Here is a 19,263-nt window from a genome sequence, read left to right on the forward strand (position 1 = left end):
TTTCATACCGCTTTTTCGACGAAGCTAGACATTATCTCGCGGCTGATTCCGCCGAAATTTATCGTTAGCTTTAGCTCTTTTTTGATCTTCGTTACCGCCGTCACGCGCCCGATACCGAAAATTTTATGCTTGACGAGGTCGCCTTTTTTGTATTCGCCGGCGGTTTGCGTTTGCGTCTGGATGATGAGGCTACCGCTGCAAACGCCTGCTTCGCTTAAAAATCTGCTCTTTTCCAGTCTCGTTCGCTGGCCTTTATAAAAGCGCGAATTTACAAAGCTTAGCGTTAAGGTTTTTTTGGCGCGGGTGATGGCGACGTAGGCTAGGCGTCGCTCCTCCTCGATGTCGCTGCCGTCGCCCAGTAGTGGGAAGAACCCTTCCTCAAGCCCGATCACGAAAAGATGCTCGAACTCAAGCCCTTTGCTGGCGTGGATACTCATGATCGAGATTGCCTCGCCGCCGATGTTGTCTTGCTCGCTTTGTAGCGCGATCTCGTTTAAAAACTCCTCTATAGAAAAGCTTGGATTTTGCTTGATTTGATCCTTGATCGTAGCGTAAAACTCGTCGATGTTCGCCACGCGCTCGGAGCCGTCTGGCAAGCTCTCGTAGTATTTTTTGATGCCGAATTTGGCTTCTAGTTTATCCACTAGCTCATAGGGCGAGTCGCACTCTTTTAGCTCTCTTAAATTTGCCGCAAATTCGCCAAGGCTTGAGACGATCTTTTTGCTTAGATCTTTGTCGTTTTCGTCTAGGCTAGATATCGCTTCAAATAGCGAAAATTTATGCTCGAAGGCGATTTTTTCGATCTTTGCGAGGCTTACTTTGCCAAGGCCGCGTTTTGGGCGGTTGATGACGCGCTTTAGCGAGAAGTCGTCGTTCTCGTTTGCGACCAGTCTTAGGTAGCTGATGACGTCCTTGACCTCGGCGCGCTCGTAGAATTTAACTCCGCCGACCATTTTGTACGGGATTTTTTCTTTGGTTAGGCCCTCTTCGAGCGAGCGAGAGAGGGCGTTTATGCGGTACAATATCGCGATATCGCTAGCCTGCGCGCCGCTATCAAGCAGCTTTTTGATGCGTTTGGCTACCTTTAGACTCTCCATCGTTTCGTCGTCTGATTCCATTAGCGCGACGTCTTCGCCGCCCTCTTTGGTGCTTTTTAGCTCCTTGCCGAGGCGGTTTCTGTTATGGTCGATGAGCTCGTTTGCCGCGCGTAAAATTTGACTCGTCGAGCGGTAGTTTTGCTCTAGCCTTATAACCTTGACGTCTTTAAACTGGTCTTTAAAATTTAATATATTTTCGATTTTTGCGCCGCGCCAGCCGTAGATACTCTGATCATCATCGCCCACGACAGCGATATTTTCGTGCGTGCAGCAGAGTTTGCGCAGGAGCTTGTACTGTAAGTCGTTGGTGTCTTGATACTCGTCTACCATCACGTAGGCGTAGCGTTGTGAAATTTCTCGCGCTAGAGCTTCGTCCTCGTCTAAAATTTTATAGCTAAGGCAGAGCAGGTCGTCAAAATCCACGAGGTTGTTCGCCGCCAAATACTCCTCGTAAAGCTTGTAGATGTTTGCTAGCTTTGCGTGGTAGCCGTCTTTGAAATTTTGTCCGTTTGCAAACATGCCGCCGTGATTTAGCACCTCTTCTACGCTTAAAAGCGAGTTTTTAAAATTTGAGATTTCGTTAGCTAAAACCGAGGTCGCGATGTCGCCTTCAAAGCCTTTTAAGATGCGCTTTTTATCGTCCGTGTCGATGATGACGAAGTTGTTTTTGCGCTTTAAGCGGTCGATGTAAAATTTCAAAAACAAAAGCCCGAATTTGTGAAAAGTGCAAAGTAGCGGTGTGAAATTTTTACCGGCGGCGCCTAGCATATTTAGCGCGCGGGCTCGCATTTCGCTTGCGGCTTTGTTGGTGAAGGTTAGCGTTAGGGTGTTTGACGGCGGGATGCCTAGTTCGCTTATGAGATAGGCTAGGCGAGTAGTGATGGTTTTGGTTTTACCGCTGCCGGCTCCGGCTAAAATCAGCATCGCTCCGTCCGTATGCGAGGCGGCCTCGCGCTGGCTTTCGTTTAGGTCGTCTAGTAGATCGGACATTAAATTTCCTGCTTTTTCGTTTTAAGATTATTAAATTCTAACAAAATAAGCTTAAAAATCGCCGTTGTTATAAATTCGGGTCAGATTAAGAGCGTTTTCAGATATAAATCAATACAATATTAAAAAGATGATTTTATAAGCTGATATAATAATAAGGAGTCTGATGTGATCAATGACTTTAGTAAATTTTATACCTTTATGGAGATAGTTAAGGAGCGTAGTTTTTCAAAGGCTTCAAGAGCGCTTGGTATCTCGCAGCCTGCAGTTACTCTGCAGATGAAAAAGCTTGAAGAGGCGCTACAAACCACGCTAATAATGCGCAAGAAAAACGGCATCGTCCTAACTCGCGAGGGCGAGAAATTTTACAAACTCTGTACTCAGTTTGAAAGCGCGATGTTTCGTTTTAAAGACGAGCTAGCGCGCATAAAAACGGACAAAGCGCCGCTAGTAATCGCCACCACGCAGCTTATCGCCGAGGCGGTCATATCGATGCTGCTGGATAAAATCTCTCAAAGCGTAGGCAGCGAGCTGGATATCAGGATAAAAGAGCAAAGCGAACTCATAAACTATCTAAAAGACCGCCGCAGCGACATCGCTATCATCCTAGAGCAGTCGCTTGATAGCAGCTTGCTCGTTAAAAAGCTATTTGACTACGAGCTGATTTTGGTTTCCAATAAAAAAATCGCCGAAAGCGTGAAGCCCGAGGAGCTGGTTAAATTTAAATTTATCAAAGACAGAACCAGAAACTACCTTGACGATATTTTGCAAAAGTACGGTATAGACGCGAATGCGCTTGACGTGGCGTATTCGCTAGACGGCTCGATAATGGTTTGCCGCGCGATGATATCAAACGACGCCGATACTTACGTGGCGTTTTTGCCGAGATTTTTGATCGAGGATAAACTAAGAGAAGCAAAGCTTTTTGAGATAAATATCGCTAAATTTAAGCTGACTCGCTCGGTCTATGCCGCCGCACTAAAAGAAAATGAGGAAACGCTGCAAAAATTTCTAAAGATCAAGACGAGCTTTAATTTTTAAACCTCTTTTGATTTAGCCTCTACGCCGCATAAATTTAAAATGCTCTAGCGCAAATTTACGCAAAGAGCTAGTCTTGGCTTAATCTCAAATTTTAAACCGAGTCGCTAAAAAATAAGTAAGAATAAAAGCAAGCAGACGGGTAAAAGCCCGTCCGAATAAGAATGCGGCTTAAAACGTAAATTCCCAGTTTAGCCTGAAATTTCTACCGGCTGAGTAGAAGCGGTTGATGCCTAGCCCCGTGGTTCTATCGATCATATTCATAGTGCCAAAAGGCCTGATAGAGCGCGCGGCGTCCCAAGTGATGTATTTTTCGTTAGTTAGGTTATAAACGCCTAGCCTAAACGTCAAATTTTTAATCGGGCGCACGTAGGTTACGACGTCTACTAGCGTGTAGGCGTTACTTCGCCATTTTGAATGGCTGTTTGTATTGTATGGATTGCCGTACGGGTCGGTATCTAGGCGCCAGAACATATTATAGGTGTCTTTTTCTTTTTTGGATGCGACGCTAGTGACGTAGATGTCGGCGCCGAATTTATCCGCAGCGCTTGCGTAGCCTAGAGCGTAGATCGCAGTAGTCGGCTGGATGGCGTTCATCGGAACTTTACCGTCGTTATCCGTTTGTACTCTGCCTTTTTGCAGCGTTAGTTTGTAGCTAGCGTGAAAGCCCTCTAGCGCGTCTGAAATTTGACCAAAATGAAGCATAGAGTTTATCTCAAGACCGCGCACGGTAGCCTTGCTGCGGTTTACGTTACCGTATAGCGCAAAAGGTATAGTGTTGCCGCCGCCGCCCGTGGCATAGCTTTTGGTACCAAGCGAGATTAGATCTATAAAGTTATCGTATTTGGTCTCAAAAAAGCTAGTAGTTATAAAGCTTTTTCCCTCGTGCAGCGTCAATGCAAGCTCTTTTGTCTTAGCTATTTCAGGTTTTAGATCCGGATTTGGCTGGACGGTAAAATCAGGATGCTTAAACGCCAAATATAGCTCGTCCGAAGTGGGCGCTCTAAAGCCTTTGGAGTATTTTAGCTGTATCCTAAAGTAATCCAGCGGATCGATATCGGCTCCTATAGCATAAGAGCTATTAGTAAATTTTTTATCCCTAGCGATGTATTTTATATTTGCCAGCGCGTTATTAGGCGCTTCTTGTTTCCATGCGTCGTGGGCTATTTTCCACTCGCTTCTATCTGCATAGTCCCACCATTTTGGCTCCGGGCTAGGATTATACGGTACGAAAAGACCTAACACCATATCGTCCGGGATTTTAGGCGTAGAGCCCGGGACGTAGTTTGGTTTATATTTTATCTTGTCGTAGCGGTAGCCTAAATTTATCCCCAGCCAGTCGTTTACGCGCATATCGTCGTTTAGATACAAAGCGCCTTCTTTTGTTTTAACCGGGATTAAAAAAGACGTTAGCGGCTCGGTTCTAGGGCAAAGCGCGTAAAGTAGCGTTAGCGGCGCATTTTCGCACGTATAGGGCGTACCCGAAAAATCCGTGCCTAGCGTCTTAGGCGCCCACCACCGGCTGCTCGTAGCGTCGTAGCCTTGCTTGTTCGTCATGGATTTTTCGGTTTTAGCAAAGCTTAGTCCGTATGCGATATCGTGCTCTACGTCGCCCGTTTTGGCGTATTTGCTAAAGTCTAGGTTAAACTGCTTGGTGTTCGTATCCAGATCGCGCTCTTTCCAGTCGCGGCTTAAGTAGCCCTTGCCGTATGGAGTGATGAGATATCCGCTTTCTGAGCTTTGCTTAAAGGTCTTGCCCGTGCTTGCGTCGGTATAGCTTTTATCTAGTGGAACGGTTGATTTGACGTACTGGTCGGTGGCGTAGTCGTATTTTAGCACGTCGATATTTGGCTGAGAGCAGTCAAATACCGAGCAGTCTAGCCAAGTGTTGCTTACGTTTTGATTGATGCTAAATTTATTCTGATCATGGACGGCTCCTTGGCTATCTACGAGTCTGTTTACCCACGTTAGTCCGCCGTACTGGGGATCGACCTCCTGTGTTCGTTGCAAAGTTACTTCGCCGCCGTACTTATCGACAACCTTGTTGTTTTTAACCTGAAGTCCGATAGGATTTGAAATTTCAGCGCAGTTTTCTCCTGCTTGGCAGTGTTCCTCGGTTCTGGCACGGGATTTGATTTTTTGGTTGGAGTATGTAAATTTCATCGTATCCCACAACGGAGTTTCGCTAAAATTTTCATAGGCAAAAGCGCGATTTTTCCTATCCATCATATCGTCGTTGTATCTTAGACCGGTATCTATGATCTCGTCCCTGTTGCTAGAAAGCGTAAGCGTGTATGATAGGTCTTTGCCTTGAGATCGGTTTTTGTAGGTATCTGACATAAAGGTAAATCTATGCTCCTCGTGAGGCTGGAAGCCTAGCTTGATGAGGCTGCTCGTTTTTTTGATATAGTACGGGTCGGCTTTTTCTCTGGTTCTACCTAGTACGTTATCGTCATAGTCTTTGTAGCCGTAGTTTTCCGTTTCGTGATGTCTGCGCTTGGTTTGTACGGCCATGATGTCAAACCACTTAAACCTACCGGCTAAGGTATGCGAGTGCATGGTTTGATTATCGGCTGTGTTGTAGCCGCCCTTGTAGCCGTAAAAATAGTCCTTATCTAGCAAAAGATCCCTTGCGTCTTTTGTTTCAAACATCACGGAGCCGCCAAGAGAGCCAGAGCCCGTACGAACGGAATCTGCGCCTTTTGAAATAGTGGCTTGTTTTAGCGTTTCAAACTCTACGCCGTTGCGGGTGTTGTTAAAGTTTCCGTATCCTTCAAATAGCTCCTTAAAGCCTTGCGAGCTTAGCGTTTGGGCTTGATGTAGGCCGTCTACGGTGATAGCCACGCGGTTTTCTTCCACGCCTCTTATCGCGTAGCCGCTTTGGCCAAAACGCCCGGCCTCCACCGTCGTTACGCCCGTTTCGTATCGCACTAGGTCTTTATTGTCAGAGACCTGTGTTTTGGTTAGTTCTTTGTAGCTTTTTACGTTTTGGCCGACCTTTTTTTGCAGCGGATCGCTTTGCGCCTCCGCTTCGCCGCTAACCGTTACTTCTTTTAGCTCGACTTCGGCTTCTTTTGCGTTTAAATTCGACAAAAGAAGCAAAGCGGCAAGAGAGAATTTAAGACGGTTCATTTTCTATCCTTATTAACGATAATTTTGATATTCATTTGCTATAAAATGCGAAATGATAATAAATATTCGTTTATAGTTTGATTAAAAAAATGGAATTTAGTTTAAAAATTACAAGTTAATTTTTGATATTAAGAAATAAGAAGATCGTTACTAGCAAAATCGCTGCAATTAAGATAGCGTTTTGCTCAAGTAAATTTAGTAAATTTAAGACAAAATCCGCGTCCGTCAAAATGCATACGCAAAGCACAGTGAGCGCTATAAAACCGCCTATTTGGGCAAAACTAATATCGCCTGACTTGAATGAAGGAAAAGCGTATAAAAGTAAACCTATAAAAAATAGCGCGAGCAAAACGGCGGATAAAATTTTGCTCACTTTTTAAATAAATCTTTATTGTTCGGGTTTGACATTAGCGCCGACATTGATTTTTCGAGCTGGCTTTTTTGAGTTTTATATACGGAAAAATTTACTAAAATCGGGCTATTTTCTACTAAAATTTGAACGATAGCTCCAAGCGGAAAGCTAACGACGCTGGCGAAATTTTCCTTACCGAAGCCGGCCTCGAAGCTCAGCTCCTCCGGCGTGAGTTTGGCGCTGCTAAAAGTATAGCCCGCAAGCGTAAAGACGATAACGGGAGCCGTAAAAGTGCTGCTAATACACTCTGGCAGCTCGGGGTCAAATTTGACTAGATCAAGGTTAGCCATCGCAGAAAAGGAGCGGTCGTTTTTTAGCAGATACTCTATGCACTCAAAAACGTGTTCCTTCATCATCGCCGAAAATTTCTCGTCGTCTAAAATCTCATCAAGCATTTTTCCTCCTTTTGTGCCTTTTTAAATTTTGCCGTCTGTTGCGGCGCCGAATTTGACCTTAAATTAACGCAAAATTTAGCGTCAAATTCGCAGCCGTCCGGGCTCTCAAATTTAGTTAAATTTGCTCCCGCTACGCTTCTTTGCAAAACTCCTCCACTAGCTTTCTAACCTCGTTTATACCGATTTGCCAAAATGCCGCGTCCTCGATATCAAAACCGAACATCCCGACCAGCTCTTTTGGCGAGCACGAACCGCCTGCGCTTAAAAACTCGGTGTAAATTTGCACGAAATTTTCGCATTTGCCGCTTTTATAAAGCCCAAAAATCGCCAAAACCAAAAGCTGCGCGTACGAGTAGGCATAGCAGTAAAACGGCGTGTGGATGAAGTGCGGGATGTAGCTCCACCAAATTTTGTAGTAGTCGTTTATCGTGACGCTTCGTCCGAACATCTTTGCGCTTTCTTCGAGCCAAATTTTATTTAGCTCATCAGCACTTATCTCGCCCTCGTGCGCGTGAACTCGGCGCTCAAAGGTCGTGAAATTTATCTGGCGGTAGAGCGTGGCGAAGATATCCTCGATCTTGCCGGCGAGTAGGGCGGTTTTTTCTCTGCCTTTTAGCGTGCTTTTGACGTGATCAAAAACCAGCATCTCGCAAAAGACCGATGCTGTTTCTGCCGTAGTTAGTGGCGTGTCGGCGTTTAGAAATCCGACGTTTTCATAGGCTAGATTTTGATGCGCGGCGTGACCTAGCTCGTGCGCTAGTGTGAAAAGATCCCGCCTCTCGTCGGTGTGGTTTAAAAGCACGTATGGGTGGGCTTTTGCTACGCCTGACTGTGAAAAGGCACCGCCTCGTTTATTTTCGGCCGGATAGACGTCGATCCAGCCCTCTTTAAATGCGCGAGCGGCTATCTCGCCGAATTTCGGGCTAAATTTAGAAAAAGTCTCAAGTACGATTTTTTTGCACTCTTCAAATTTATAAAGGCTCTTACTCTCGCCCAGCGGCGCGTATCTATCGTAGTCGTAGAGCTTTTTAAAGCCTAAAATTTTGCGCTTTTTCTCGTAAAATTTGATCGGTAGATCAAAGCTCGTCTCGGCGGCCTTGATCAGCGCGTCCACGCTGGCTTTGGTCGTTTGGTTTGAAAAATGTCGCGGACTTTCTGGTAGATCAAATTTTCGCAGCTCGCAGCTAGTTTTTAGGCTGGTTTTTATCATATTATAGATGTAGCTAAGCAGATGCTGCTGCGGCGCTAGACCGCCCGAGAGGCTCTTTGCGGCCGCTTTTCGTTCGGCTCGGTCGGGACTGTGAAGTTTTGACAAAATCTCCTCTTCGCCTAACATTTTGCCTTTAAATTTAAACTTAAGCGCGCTTAGCGTCTCGTCAAAAAGCCGCGAGAAGCCTTCCGCGCCCGTGTTTGCCGTACGGAGTAAAATTTGCTCCTCTTTTAGGCTTAGCTGGTGAGCTTTTTCTTTTGCGATACTATCTAGATAGTAGCCAAGTCTCGCGCTTTTAGCGATGATTTTGTTTTGCCTGGCTTCGTCAAATTCGTTAAATTTAAGCTCGAAAAAGAGCAGATGATTTTGCGCTTTTGAGCTAAGCTCGTCAAATTTGGCGTAAAACGCGCCCTTTGAGGTGTCTTTTGAAAAGACCAGGCTCACATAAATTTGCACGCGAGCGATGTTTTCTAGTAAATTTTCATACTCGCTAAGCGCGTTTAAAAATTCCCCGTCGCTTAAATTTAAAAATTTATCCGAATATTTTGCTTCAAATTTTTCGCACTCGTTTTGTAGCGAAAGAGCCGAAGTCTCCAGCTCTTTTTCGTTTTTAAAAAGCGGGGTCAAGTCCCAAACGTTCATTTTCGCGACCTTAAATTTACTCTGACGTTTCAGACGCTACGGCTGTGAAAAGTACGTCAGAGGCGCTATTTACGGCTGTTTCTACCGAGTCTTGGATCACGCCGATGATAAATCCTACGCCGACAACTTGCATGGCAATGTCGTTACCGATGCCAAATAGCGCGCAAGCAAGCGGCACTAGCAGTAGCGAACCGCCAGCGACTCCGGAAGCCCCGCACGCGCCAAGAGCCGAGATAAAGCAAAGCAGTAACGCGTCGCCAAAATCAACGGTGATAGAGGGGATCGAGTTTACCGCCGCAAGTGCCAAAACGCCGATAGTTACGGCTGCACCGCCCATATTTATAGTAGCTCCCAGCGGGATCGAGATCGAGTAGAGCTCCTCTTTTAGTCCTAGCTTTTTGCAAAGCGCCATATTTACGGGGATGTTTGCCGCCGAGCTACGGGTGAAAAACGCCGTAACCGCGCTCTCTCTCACGCAAGTCATAACAAGCGGATAAGGATTTTTCTTGGTTAGGACAAACACTATCGCAGGATAAACGACGAAAGAAACGAAAGCCATGGAGCCTACTAGAACGAGGATTAGTTTTAGATAGCCAGCAAGCGCGTCAAAGCCTGTACTATGGATACTAATGGTAACTAGACCAAAGATACCAAACGGCGCGAGACGGATGATAAATCTAACGATTTTAGTCACGCCGTCGCTAACGTCTTGGAATACTTTTTTAGTCTCGGCGGTGCAAAATCTCATCGCTATACCGCCGCCCACAGCCCAGGTAATGATGCCGATGTAGTTGCCGCTTGATAGCGCGGTGATAGGGTTTTGAACCATTTTAAAGATGAGGTCTTTTAGCACCTCTACGATGCCTTGCGGAGCGCTCATATCGGCGCTTTGCACGCCTTTTAGCATAAGCTCCGTAGGAAAAAGAAAACTAGCGACCACGGCGACCACGGCGGCTAAAAACGTACCTACTAGATATAGTCCGACTACTTTTTGCATACCTTTAGCGTGGCCGAATTCTTTTACTATGATAGAGGCCGCCACTAGTACGAAAACCAGGATAGGCGCGATGGCTTTAAGCGCTCCGACGAAGAGATCGCCCAAAACGGCGATAGAATTTGCCACCGAATTTGCCGCGTCCGTTAGCCCTTTTTTGGCCGCGGCTAGCTGCGCCGTATCGGTTACGCCGTCTGCTATGAGCTTGTTAAAATCCGCCGATTGACTATGCGTCCAAAAGCCTATCGCCGCTCCCAGTAGGATGCCGATTAGAATTTGAACGATCAAATTTCCGTCGGTGTATCGTTTTGCCAGTTTGCCAAACATTCTAGTGTCCTTGCTTTAAAGTTTAATTTTAGTTTAGGATTATAGCCGAATTTACACCGAATTTACAAGCTTTGAGCGAGATTAATTTCAATTTTATTATGAAATGTTACAATTGCGAGATTAAATTTCATAAAAGGAAACGCTATGTATCTATTTACTTCAGAGGTGGTAAGTCCGGGGCATCCGGATAAATGCGCCGACATCATCGCAGATAGCATCGTCGATACGATCTTGATGCAAGACCCAAACGGCCGCGTCGCTAGCGAGGTTTTCGTCGCGGGTAAAAACATTATAATAGGCGGAGAGATAAACTCTAAGGTCAAGTTAAGCTTCAAAGACTACGAGGCGATCGTTAAAAACGCATTAGCAAAAATCGGCTACGACGGCAAGTCTAAATTTACTAAAGAGCAGTGCCTGCATCCAGACGACATCGAGATAAAAGTCTGCGTAAATCAGCAAAGTGCCGATATAAATCAAGGCGTCGACCAAGAAGGCGGCGAGATAGGCGCAGGGGATCAGGGCATAATGTTTGGCTTTGCTAGCTGCGAAGCGAACGAATATATGCCAGCAGCCATAACCTACGCCAGAATGCTTTGCGATAAGGTTTATAAATTTGCCAAAGCTAATCCCGATAAACTGGGCGTCGATATCAAAACCCAGGTCACCGTAGACTACGGCACGAAGGATAACTTTGAAAACTGCAAGCCTCAAAGTATCCATACTATCGTAGTTTCGGCTCCTTGCGTCGAGACGATGAAGATCGAGGAGCTACGCGCCCTAGTGCAAACTCTCATCGATGATGCAGGCTTGCCAAAGGGTCTTTACGATAAAAGTAAAACGCTCATCTATATCAACCCGACCGGCCGCTACGTAAATCACAGCTCGCTTCACGATAGCGGACTAACGGGTCGCAAGCTCATCGTGGATAGTTTTGGCGGATATAGCCCGATAGGCGGCGGCGCGCAAAGCAGCAAAGACTACACGAAGGTTGATCGCAGCGGTCTTTACGCGGCGCGCTGGATAGCTAAAAATATCGTCGCGGCCGGCCTTGCTAAAAAATGCATCGTCCAGCTAAGCTACGCTATCGGTATGGCAAAGCCTACCTCTGTGAGCGTCGATACGATGGGCACGCAGATCGCCGGCGTAAACGACGATATGCTGTCAAATTTCGTTAGCGAAAATTTCGCTCTCACTCCGCGTTGGATCACGAATAAATTCGGCCTTGATAAACCCGGCAAAGATACGTTTTTATACGCTAAAGTAGCAGCCAAAGGTCAAGTCGGAAACGCCAAATATCCGTGGGAAAAGCTTGATGCGGTCGATACTTTTAAGGCTTTGATTAAATAATTTCCTAAGCCCGCCAAATTTAACGCGGGCTTAAATTTACCCTCAAATTTAAGGCTTCGTATGAAATTTCGCCCCGCTTTACGTCTTAAATTTTACTTCAAAAACCACTCGGCAAAATTTAAAGAGAGTTAAAATGCAAACGGCGACAAACCAAAACGGCAAAAACAAGACGCTTGGACTCGTTTTGCTCGGGCTTTGCGTTTTTTATTTTCTTTGCGCGCTAGGCATTTTTGTATTGCCTTTTGACGTTCTGGCTCGCTCCTCTTTGGCAAGAGATTTCGTTGAGCTCACGCTTAAAATTTACCCGGCCGTAGAGAGAGCCTTTTCTCATACCGATTTTACACAAAAGGCCGCGTTTTATATCGCTTATATGGGAATTGTAAAGGTCGTCACGCTTGTCGGTTTCGTCGCGGCTTGCTTGCTGTGCGGCAGTAAAAAACATAGAGCTCGCGTGATGAAACAAGCAAGAAAAGAAAATCCGGTAGTGGGATTTTTTCTTTCATTTTGCGGCATTTTGTGGGCTGGTTTTTTGATAAATAGGGATTTTACGGGTTATCATATCGGATATCGTAAGCCAAGAAATTCGCCTGAATACGAATGGGTGCTGAGGTCTCCCGGCGAGCTATTTTGGCAGATGACGATTGATTTTATATTTTTGATTATTGTAGCGGCTTGTATATTTTACGCGGCATTGCAAATTCGGTTGCTATTTTGCAAACGCAAAAACGCCTAAATTTAGCAAATTTATCTAAAAAATTTATCGAATAAGCCTTGTTTTGGCGTGATTATCTCAGACGGCGAGCCGTTTACGCTGTGATAGATTACTTTGCCGTATTTCGTCGCGTAGTACCTGAGTAAAATGCGCTGTAAATTTGGCTCCGTGCTGGGCACGAACCAGCCGTTATTCGTCACTGCGATCATGACGTCAAATTCCCCCTCAAATAGCTCGTCCCTAGTCGCTTCGTAGCAGATCGCGTTTCTGATTTTTACGCTCTCTATCTCGTAGTCGCCAGGAGCGCTTGCCGTCTCAAAATCCTTTGCTCCGCCGAAAAATATTTTATTTATCAAATCTCGCGCAAACTCCGGTAGCGGGATCTCCTCGCCAAAAGGCACGAGGATAAATTTATCCATCCGCCGCATCTTGCCGCGGTCAAAGAAAAACGCCGAGTTGTAGTTTGTGCCGTTTTGGCGAGCTAGTGCGCCGGCGACGATAGCGATCTTTTGCGATTTTTCGAGTAGTTCGGAGGTCAAATTTCGCTCGTGCGTCATATAAACGGGAAAGGCGCTCTCGGGCAAAATAATCGCTCTAAATCCGGCGTTTATCGCCTCATCAATGATGGCTAAATTTTGATTTATAAACTCGTTTTTTAGCTGTTTGGCCCACTTTAGCTCCTGCGGCACTTCGGTGTTTGCCAGTTTTACTTCAAAAGGCAGAGTTTTAAAATTTGGCGTATCATACTGCACCGCGCAGGCTAAAAGCGCGGCAAAAGCGATAAATTTGATGCGGTTTTTGACGTAAAACAGGCACAAAATCGCGGCAAAAATAAACGCAAGCGCAAGTAAATTTGGCGCAAATATGCCCGGCACGAAAACGGCTTCTAAATTTAGCCAATTAAAGCCGAAAGGATGGATATTTGAAACTAAAATAAGCAGCAAAGCCTTTAGCCAAATTTGAGCCGGGATGCCCGCTATCAAAAACAGCGCGCCGTAGATAACTCCTATAGCTAAAATCTCAAGCGGGATGAGGTAGCTAAGCTCGTAATAAACGAGGCTAAAGCTGATCCAGTAAAACCACGAAATCCCGATAAAAAATCCCGTCCAAAAAAAGCCGCGGCGGTCAAATTTGAGCAGCAAATAAAAGCCCGCGATCGTAAAAAACGGCGAAATAAAATTTAAAATTTCGCCGCCTAAAACATCGGCTAGTATAAAATTTGAGATTAAAATCGCGCCGACAAAGGCTTTTATTATAATTTTAGTGCTAAAATAAGGGCTTAAAATTTTTTTTATCAAGGAACCCCATGCAAGAAGGAAATTTTGTAGCTTCATTACTGCCTCTAGTCGTGCTTTTCGCGATATTTTATTTTTTGGTTATCAGACCGCAGCAAAAACAGCAAAAAGCTCATGCCGCGATGATAGCCGCACTCGAAAAAGGCGACAAGATCATAACTAGCGGCGGACTAATCTGCGAGGTGATAAAACCGGAAGATGATTTTATCAGAGTTAAGCTTAACGACGACGTAATCGTGCGCGTTTCACGCGAATTTATCGCGAGAAAAATAGAAAAAACAGAGACGAAAGCAAATGCGTAACGGCAAAATAACGTATAGGCTGATTATCTTTGCTTTGGCTTTGATTTTGGGCATTATATTTTCCGCGCCGTCGTTTACGGACAAGCTAGGCGGCTCTAAAATCAGTCTAGGACTTGATTTGCAGGGCGGACTTCATATGCTCCTTGGCGTCGAGACCGAGGAGGCCGTGCACTCAAAGATCAAATCTATAGCCGCTAGCGTGAACTATTTTGCGAAAAAAGAGGACGTTTTGATCGATAGCTTTAAGATCCGCGAAGATAAGGTGGACTTTGAGCTGCTTGATGCGGATGAAGCCGCTAAAATCGACGGTATGCTAAAGGATATCAAAGGTCTTAACGTACAAAAAGACGGTCTAAAATACTCTATCGGTTTAACCGACGCCGAGAAGGCCGAAACTATCGAATACGCGATAAATCAAGCCGTAGAAACGATCAGAAACCGACTCGATCAGTTCGGTCTAGCAGAGCCTACGGTAGCAAGACAGGGCAAGGATAATATCCTAGTCGAGCTTCCTGGCATCAAAACGGCGGCTGACGAACAGCGCGCTCGCGATCTCATCGCAAAAGCCGCGCACCTCCAGCTAATGGCCGTCGATGAAAAGCGCCAGTTGCAGGCAAACTCGATGAGCGAGGCCGAGGCAGAGAGCTACGGCGACGTCATCTATCCTGACGTCAAAAATGCGCAGATAAAATACGTCGTAAAAAATATCCCCGTCCTTGACGGAGCTATGTTAACGGACGCCAGAGTAGCCTTTGATCAGCGAAACAGCTTGCCCGTTATTAGCTTTACTCTAAATGCCGAAGGGGCTAGGATATTTGGCGATTTTACCGGCGCAAACGTCGGAAAGCGCCTAGCTATCGTGCTTGACGGCAAGGTTTACTCCGCTCCTTCGATAAACGAGAGAATCGGCGGGGGAAGCGGTCAGATAAGCGGCAATTTTAGCGTCGAGGAGGCTCACGACGTAGCTATCGCGCTTAGAAGCGGCGCTCTTTTGGCTCCGGTAAAAATGCTAGAAAAACGAAGCGTAGGACCAAGCCTTGGCGCCGATAGTATAAGACAATCTATGATCGCGCTAGCCTCGGCTTCGGTTTTGGTGGTACTGTTTATGATAGTTTATTACGGATTTAGCGGCATTTTGGCAAATATCGCTCTTGTTGCGAATATTTTGATATTAGTCGCCGTGATGGCGATGTTCGGCGCTGCTTTAACGCTGCCTGGAATGGCCGGCATAGTGCTAACCATCGGTATGGCCGTGGATGCAAACGTCATCATAAATGAGCGTATCAGGGAGCTGCTGCGCGACGGAGCCAGTATCGCAACGAGCGTGAAAAAAGGCTACGAAAACGCGATGAGCGCGATCGTAGACGCAAATTTGACCACGCTTATCACCTCAGTCGTGCTTTATGCCTACGGCACCGGGCCGGTTAAGGGCTTTGCCGTGACGATGGCTATCGGTATCGTAGCCTCGATGATAACGGCGATTTTGGGTACTCACGGGATGTTTGATACAATTATAAATAAAATAGAAAAAAGCGGTAACACGCGGTTTTGGTTCGGTTATAAAAGGGTATAAATGCAATTTTTCTCAAAGGCACATGTTTATGATTTTATGAGCAAGCGCTACATCGCGCTAGCCGTCTCCGCCGTGCTATTTTTCGGTTCGCTTTTTTTGATGGCGACGAAAGGCTTTAACTACGGCATTGATTTTTCAGGCGGTACGCTCATCCAGGTGAAATACGATAGCGCGGTCTCGCTAGATAAAATTCGCGAGGCTTTAGCAAAAGACGAAGCCTATAAAAATGCGAGCGTTACGGAATTTGGCTCGGCAGAAGAAGTTACGATTAGATTTTCTGGGACAAACTCAAATTTAGGCAGCGACGTCGGAGCTAGCGTAGCGGGGCTTTTAAAAGATACGGGCAAATTTGAGATCCGCCGCACCGACGTAGTGGGTCCAAAAGTCGGCGACGAGCTACGCGAAAAGGGCGTGATGGCGCTTGCTATCTCGCTCGTGGGGATCTTGATCTACATCGCGTTTAGATTCGAGTGGAGATTTGCGATGGCGGCGGTTGCTTCGGAGATTCACGACGTCGTGATCACGATGGGAGCTATCAGCCTTTTTGCTATCGACGTAAATTTAGACACTCTTGCGGCGATCCTTACGGTCGTGGGCTACTCGCTAAACGATACGATCATCGTCTTTGACCGTATCAGAGAAAATATCAAAAGCAGCAAGAGTACGCATCTTGATACGATAATAAACGAATCGGTCTCCGCGACGCTAACTAGAACGATACTCACATCAGGCACCACGCTCATCACGGTAGTCGTGCTATTTTTGTTCGGCGGAGATATGATACATGGGTTTTCTTTGGCGCTGATAGTGGGCATCGTCATAGGTACGCTTAGCTCGATATTCGTTGCGGCGCCTATGCTTTTGTGGTTTAAATTTAGCGTAGAGAAATACCGCGCGACGGAGGCTGAAAAGGCGCGCGCTCAAAGAGAGAAGCAAAAGCAGCGAGAGATGTTTGAAAAAGGCGCTATATAAGGAGGGGCGATGAATTGGGGTAAGGTTGTTTATATTTTTTTCGCTCTCATGAGCCTAACGACGACGGCAGGATTTTTGTACGACAAAAACGAGATTGCGCTTTTTATAGCCGCGAGCGTAAATTTAATTTCGACGTTGCTAAAAATCGGCGTTAAAAATATCTTTGCCGCCGAGCTTTTCGCTAGTTCTTTAGTGGCTGATTTGCACCTTATTCCTGCATTTGGGATACTTCAGGTAAACGGCAGTGCTAATATCGCTTATTCGCTAGCTATCGGAGCGACGATCGCAAATGTTTTTTCGCTCGCCTTGGTTTTGGTCGAGTCAAGCAAAACGCAAGAAGAATTTTAGGAGTAAAAATGAGTGAAAATTTAAAATACGAGCCGGCAAAAATAGAAAAAAAATGGCAAGAAATTTGGAGTAAAAACGGCGAATTTGAGCCCAAAGACGACTATAGCCTGCCTAAAAAATATATCCTAAGCATGTTTCCATACCCTAGCGGACGCATCCACATGGGGCACGTGCGAAACTACTCTATTGGAGATGCCCTAGCTCGCTACTACCGCAAAAAGGGCTATAACGTTTTGCATCCTATCGGCTTCGATAGCTTTGGTATGCCTGCGGAAAATGCGGCGATAAAGCACAAAATTCATCCTAAAATTTGGACTTACGAAAATATAGACTACATGCGCGGCGAGCTTGATGCTTTGGGGCTTAGCTTTTCTAAAAAGCGCGAATTCGCGACGTCTGATCCGCTTTATACTAAATTTGAACAAGAATTTTTCATTAAAATGTACGAAAAGGGGCTGGTCTACCGAAAAAGCGCGGTAGTAAATTGGTGTGAATACGACCAGACGGTGCTTGCAAACGAGCAGGTCGAGGACGGATGCTGCTGGAGATGCGGAAATGCCGTTGTTCAGCGCGAACTGCCGGGCTACTACCTAAAGATAACTAGCTACGCGCAGGAGTTGCTAGATGATTTAAAAAAGCTAGAGGGCAAATGGCCTTCTCAAGTGCTTACGATGCAGGAAAACTGGATCGGTAAGAGCTTTGGACTTGAGTTTAAATTTGAGCTAGACGAAGAGTCGAAGCAAATTTTAGAGGGCGGCGAGCTAATAGACGGTTTTGAGGTATTTACCACGCGCCCTGATACGATTTACGGCGTTAGTTATGCAGCTTTAGCGCCTGAGCACAGGATCGTAAAAAGACTGCTTAACGCAGGCAAATTAGAGCCGCAAAAAGCGGAAAAAATCAGAAAAATTTTAAACCAAAGCCCGCGCGAACGCCAAGCTAGCGAAAAAGACGGACTGTATCTGGGCATAAACGTCTTGCATCCGCTAACCGGAGAAAAAGTGCCGGTTTGGGTAGCCAATTTTGTCCTGGCAGACTACGGTAGCGGCGCGGTTATGGCGGTGCCGGCTCACGATGAGCGCGACTATGAGTTTGCGAGTAAATTTGACCTGCCGATAAAGCCGGTGGTTAAGCCTATGCAGGGCGAATTTGAAGGCGGCAAGGCTCTAACGGAGTACGGAATATCTATAAATTCGCCGCTCATAAACGGTCTTGGCAGCGAAGAGGCAAAACTAAAAATAATAGAAAAATTTGAAGCGGACAAGATCGGCAAACGCGTCGTAAATTTTAAAATCCGCGACTGGGGTATCTCTAGACAGCGCTACTGGGGCGCTCCGATACCGATGGTGCACTGCAAGCACTGCGGCGTCGTGCCTGAAAAGATCGAAAATTTGCCGGTGACGCTGCCTGACGACGTGCAGATAACGGGCGAGGGAAATCCACTCGATAAGCACGAGAGCTGGAAACACGTAAAGTGTCCAAAATGCGGCGGCGAGGCTATCCGCGAGACCGATACGATGGATACGTTTTTTGAGAGTAGCTGGTATTTCGCTAGATACGCCAGCGACGAAAAAACGTGGCAGGAGCGTGCGTTTGATGCTAAAAGCGTGAATTATTGGATGAACGTGGATCAGTATATCGGAGGTATCGAGCATGCGATCTTACACCTGCTTTACGCGAGGTTTTTTCAAAAGGCCTTGCGAGACCTGGGCTACCTAAGAGACGACGAGCCGTTTGAGCGACTGCTTACTCAAGGCATGGTGCTAAAAGACGGCAAAAAAATGAGTAAAAGTAAGGGTAACGTAGTCGATCCGGACGACATCATTAACAAATACGGCGCCGATACGGCGAGGCTTTTTATCCTCTTTGCCGCGCCTCCGCAAAAAGAACTTGAGTGGAACGATAGCGCGGTCGAGGGCGCATTTAGGTTTTTAAACCGCTTATACGAACGAAGCGCGGGTGTAAAAAAATGTACGCAAATTCCGCAGATAGCGCACGCACATTTAAGCAAAGAAGAAAAATACGCGCGAATGAAGGTTTATGAGGCGTTTAAAAAATCAAACGACGTTTACGAAGAAAATTTTGCCTTTAATACCCTAATCGCGGCCTGCATGGAAGCCCTAAACGCCGTAAACGCGCAGGATAATGAGGACGTAACGACGGAAGCCTTTTTTATCGTTTTAAATTTGCTCGAGCCTATCGTCCCGCATATAGCAAACGAGCTTAGCGAGAGACTATTTGGCAGGGCAAATTTTATGAAAATAGAAATCTTAAACGAGGTTTTTGAACAAGATAGCTTAAATTTAGCTATCACGGTTAACGGCAAAAGGCGAGGCGAATTTGAGGCGCCAAGTAGCGCTAGCGACGATGAGATCATAGCTTTAGCTAAACAAAGCGCAGAAAAATGGCTCGAGGGAAAAGAAATAATCAAACAAATTTACGTAGCCGGCAAGCTAGTAAATTTCGTAATAAAAGGCTAA

Annotated in this window: 15 protein-coding genes; 8 read left to right on the forward strand and 7 right to left on the reverse strand. The window is 46.0% G+C overall.

Annotated elements, in window-relative coordinates; translation table 11 throughout:
- Positions 1-2: 2 nt before the first annotated feature.
- The gene (locus tag QZ157_RS03355) at positions 3-2,087 is read right to left on the reverse strand and encodes a UvrD-helicase domain-containing protein (protein ID WP_295141799.1); all 2,085 of its coding nucleotides are present in this window, start codon (positions 2,085-2,087) and stop codon (positions 3-5) included.
- Between the two features lie 165 nt (positions 2,088-2,252).
- On the opposite strand from QZ157_RS03355, the gene QZ157_RS03360 reads away from it, so the two are divergent.
- The gene (locus QZ157_RS03360; protein WP_295141802.1) at positions 2,253-3,125 is read left to right on the forward strand and encodes a LysR family transcriptional regulator; all 873 of its coding nucleotides are present in this window, start codon (positions 2,253-2,255) and stop codon (positions 3,123-3,125) included.
- A gap of 168 nt (positions 3,126-3,293) precedes the next feature.
- Here QZ157_RS03360 and QZ157_RS03365 read toward each other — a convergent pair whose 3' ends face one another.
- The 5 genes from QZ157_RS03365 to sstT form a co-directional block, all read right to left on the reverse strand.
- Positions 3,294-6,254, reverse strand: coding sequence for a TonB-dependent hemoglobin/transferrin/lactoferrin family receptor (locus QZ157_RS03365; protein ID WP_295141805.1), 2,961 nt, complete (start codon positions 6,252-6,254; stop codon positions 3,294-3,296).
- A gap of 369 nt (positions 6,255-6,623) precedes the next feature.
- Entirely contained in the window at positions 6,624-7,061 is a 438-nt protein-coding gene (locus tag QZ157_RS03370) for a hypothetical protein (protein WP_295141807.1), read from the reverse strand.
- Entirely contained in the window at positions 7,043-7,207 is a 165-nt protein-coding gene (locus tag QZ157_RS03375; protein ID WP_295141809.1) for a hypothetical protein, read from the reverse strand. The genes QZ157_RS03370 and QZ157_RS03375 overlap by 19 nt, the downstream gene beginning before the upstream one ends.
- The gene (locus QZ157_RS03380; RefSeq protein ID WP_295141812.1) at positions 7,192-8,913 is read right to left on the reverse strand and encodes a M3 family oligoendopeptidase; all 1,722 of its coding nucleotides are present in this window, start codon (positions 8,911-8,913) and stop codon (positions 7,192-7,194) included. The genes QZ157_RS03375 and QZ157_RS03380 overlap by 16 nt, the downstream gene beginning before the upstream one ends.
- A 16-nt stretch (positions 8,914-8,929) precedes the next feature.
- Entirely contained in the window at positions 8,930-10,234 is a 1,305-nt protein-coding gene (gene sstT, locus QZ157_RS03385; RefSeq protein WP_295141813.1) for a serine/threonine transporter SstT, read from the reverse strand.
- A gap of 144 nt (positions 10,235-10,378) precedes the next feature.
- Here sstT and metK point away from each other — a divergent pair, with 144 nt between their 5' ends.
- Positions 10,379-11,581 (forward strand): methionine adenosyltransferase, encoded by a 1,203-nt coding sequence (gene metK, locus QZ157_RS03390; protein WP_295141816.1) that lies wholly within the window; start codon positions 10,379-10,381, stop codon positions 11,579-11,581.
- Between the two features lie 133 nt (positions 11,582-11,714).
- Complete coding sequence (locus QZ157_RS03395) at positions 11,715-12,314, forward strand: hypothetical protein (RefSeq protein WP_295141819.1); 600 nt, start codon at positions 11,715-11,717, stop codon at positions 12,312-12,314.
- An 11-nt stretch (positions 12,315-12,325) separates the two neighbouring features.
- Here QZ157_RS03395 and QZ157_RS03400 read toward each other — a convergent pair whose 3' ends face one another.
- The gene (locus tag QZ157_RS03400) at positions 12,326-13,627 is read right to left on the reverse strand and encodes an apolipoprotein N-acyltransferase (RefSeq protein WP_295141822.1); all 1,302 of its coding nucleotides are present in this window, start codon (positions 13,625-13,627) and stop codon (positions 12,326-12,328) included.
- On the opposite strand from QZ157_RS03400, the gene yajC reads away from it, so the two are divergent.
- Genes yajC through leuS form a run of 5 tightly spaced genes read left to right on the forward strand, consistent with a single transcriptional unit; the run spans position 13,600 to position 19,263 of the window.
- Positions 13,600-13,890 (forward strand): preprotein translocase subunit YajC, encoded by a 291-nt coding sequence (yajC, locus tag QZ157_RS03405; RefSeq protein ID WP_002946610.1) that lies wholly within the window; start codon positions 13,600-13,602, stop codon positions 13,888-13,890. The two genes, QZ157_RS03400 and yajC, sit on opposite strands and share 28 nt — an antisense overlap.
- The gene (gene secD, locus QZ157_RS03410; protein WP_295141825.1) at positions 13,883-15,463 is read left to right on the forward strand and encodes a protein translocase subunit SecD; all 1,581 of its coding nucleotides are present in this window, start codon (positions 13,883-13,885) and stop codon (positions 15,461-15,463) included. Before yajC ends, secD begins: the two co-directional genes overlap by 8 nt.
- The gene (secF, locus tag QZ157_RS03415) at positions 15,464-16,435 is read left to right on the forward strand and encodes a protein translocase subunit SecF (protein WP_295141828.1); all 972 of its coding nucleotides are present in this window, start codon (positions 15,464-15,466) and stop codon (positions 16,433-16,435) included.
- A 9-nt stretch (positions 16,436-16,444) separates the two neighbouring features.
- Positions 16,445-16,783 (forward strand): DUF6394 family protein, encoded by a 339-nt coding sequence (locus QZ157_RS03420; protein ID WP_295141830.1) that lies wholly within the window; start codon positions 16,445-16,447, stop codon positions 16,781-16,783.
- A gap of 8 nt (positions 16,784-16,791) precedes the next feature.
- The gene (leuS, locus tag QZ157_RS03425; RefSeq protein ID WP_295141832.1) at positions 16,792-19,263 is read left to right on the forward strand and encodes a leucine--tRNA ligase; all 2,472 of its coding nucleotides are present in this window, start codon (positions 16,792-16,794) and stop codon (positions 19,261-19,263) included.

Source organism: uncultured Campylobacter sp. (assembly GCF_905372745.1).
Classification (GTDB): Bacteria; Campylobacterota; Campylobacteria; order Campylobacterales; family Campylobacteraceae; genus Campylobacter_A.

Coding starts and splice junctions, on each gene's coding strand:
- QZ157_RS03355 (WP_295141799.1), bottom strand. CDS start 2,087: ATGTCCGATCTACTAGACGACCTAAACGAAAGCCAGCGCGAGGCCGCC.
- QZ157_RS03365 (WP_295141805.1), bottom strand. CDS start 6,254: ATGAACCGTCTTAAATTCTCTCTTGCCGCTTTGCTTCTTTTGTCGAAT.
- QZ157_RS03370 (WP_295141807.1), bottom strand. CDS start 7,061: ATGCTTGATGAGATTTTAGACGACGAGAAATTTTCGGCGATGATGAAG.
- QZ157_RS03380 (WP_295141812.1), bottom strand. CDS start 8,913: ATGAACGTTTGGGACTTGACCCCGCTTTTTAAAAACGAAAAAGAGCTG.
- sstT (WP_295141813.1), bottom strand. CDS start 10,234: ATGTTTGGCAAACTGGCAAAACGATACACCGACGGAAATTTGATCGTT.
- metK (WP_295141816.1), top strand. CDS start 10,379: ATGTATCTATTTACTTCAGAGGTGGTAAGTCCGGGGCATCCGGATAAA.
- QZ157_RS03395 (WP_295141819.1), top strand. CDS start 11,715: ATGCAAACGGCGACAAACCAAAACGGCAAAAACAAGACGCTTGGACTC.
- yajC (WP_002946610.1), top strand. CDS start 13,600: ATGCAAGAAGGAAATTTTGTAGCTTCATTACTGCCTCTAGTCGTGCTT.
- QZ157_RS03400 (WP_295141822.1), bottom strand. CDS start 13,627: ATGAAGCTACAAAATTTCCTTCTTGCATGGGGTTCCTTGATAAAAAAA.
- secD (WP_295141825.1), top strand. CDS start 13,883: ATGCGTAACGGCAAAATAACGTATAGGCTGATTATCTTTGCTTTGGCT.
- secF (WP_295141828.1), top strand. CDS start 15,464: ATGCAATTTTTCTCAAAGGCACATGTTTATGATTTTATGAGCAAGCGC.
- QZ157_RS03420 (WP_295141830.1), top strand. CDS start 16,445: ATGAATTGGGGTAAGGTTGTTTATATTTTTTTCGCTCTCATGAGCCTA.
- leuS (WP_295141832.1), top strand. CDS start 16,792: ATGAGTGAAAATTTAAAATACGAGCCGGCAAAAATAGAAAAAAAATGG.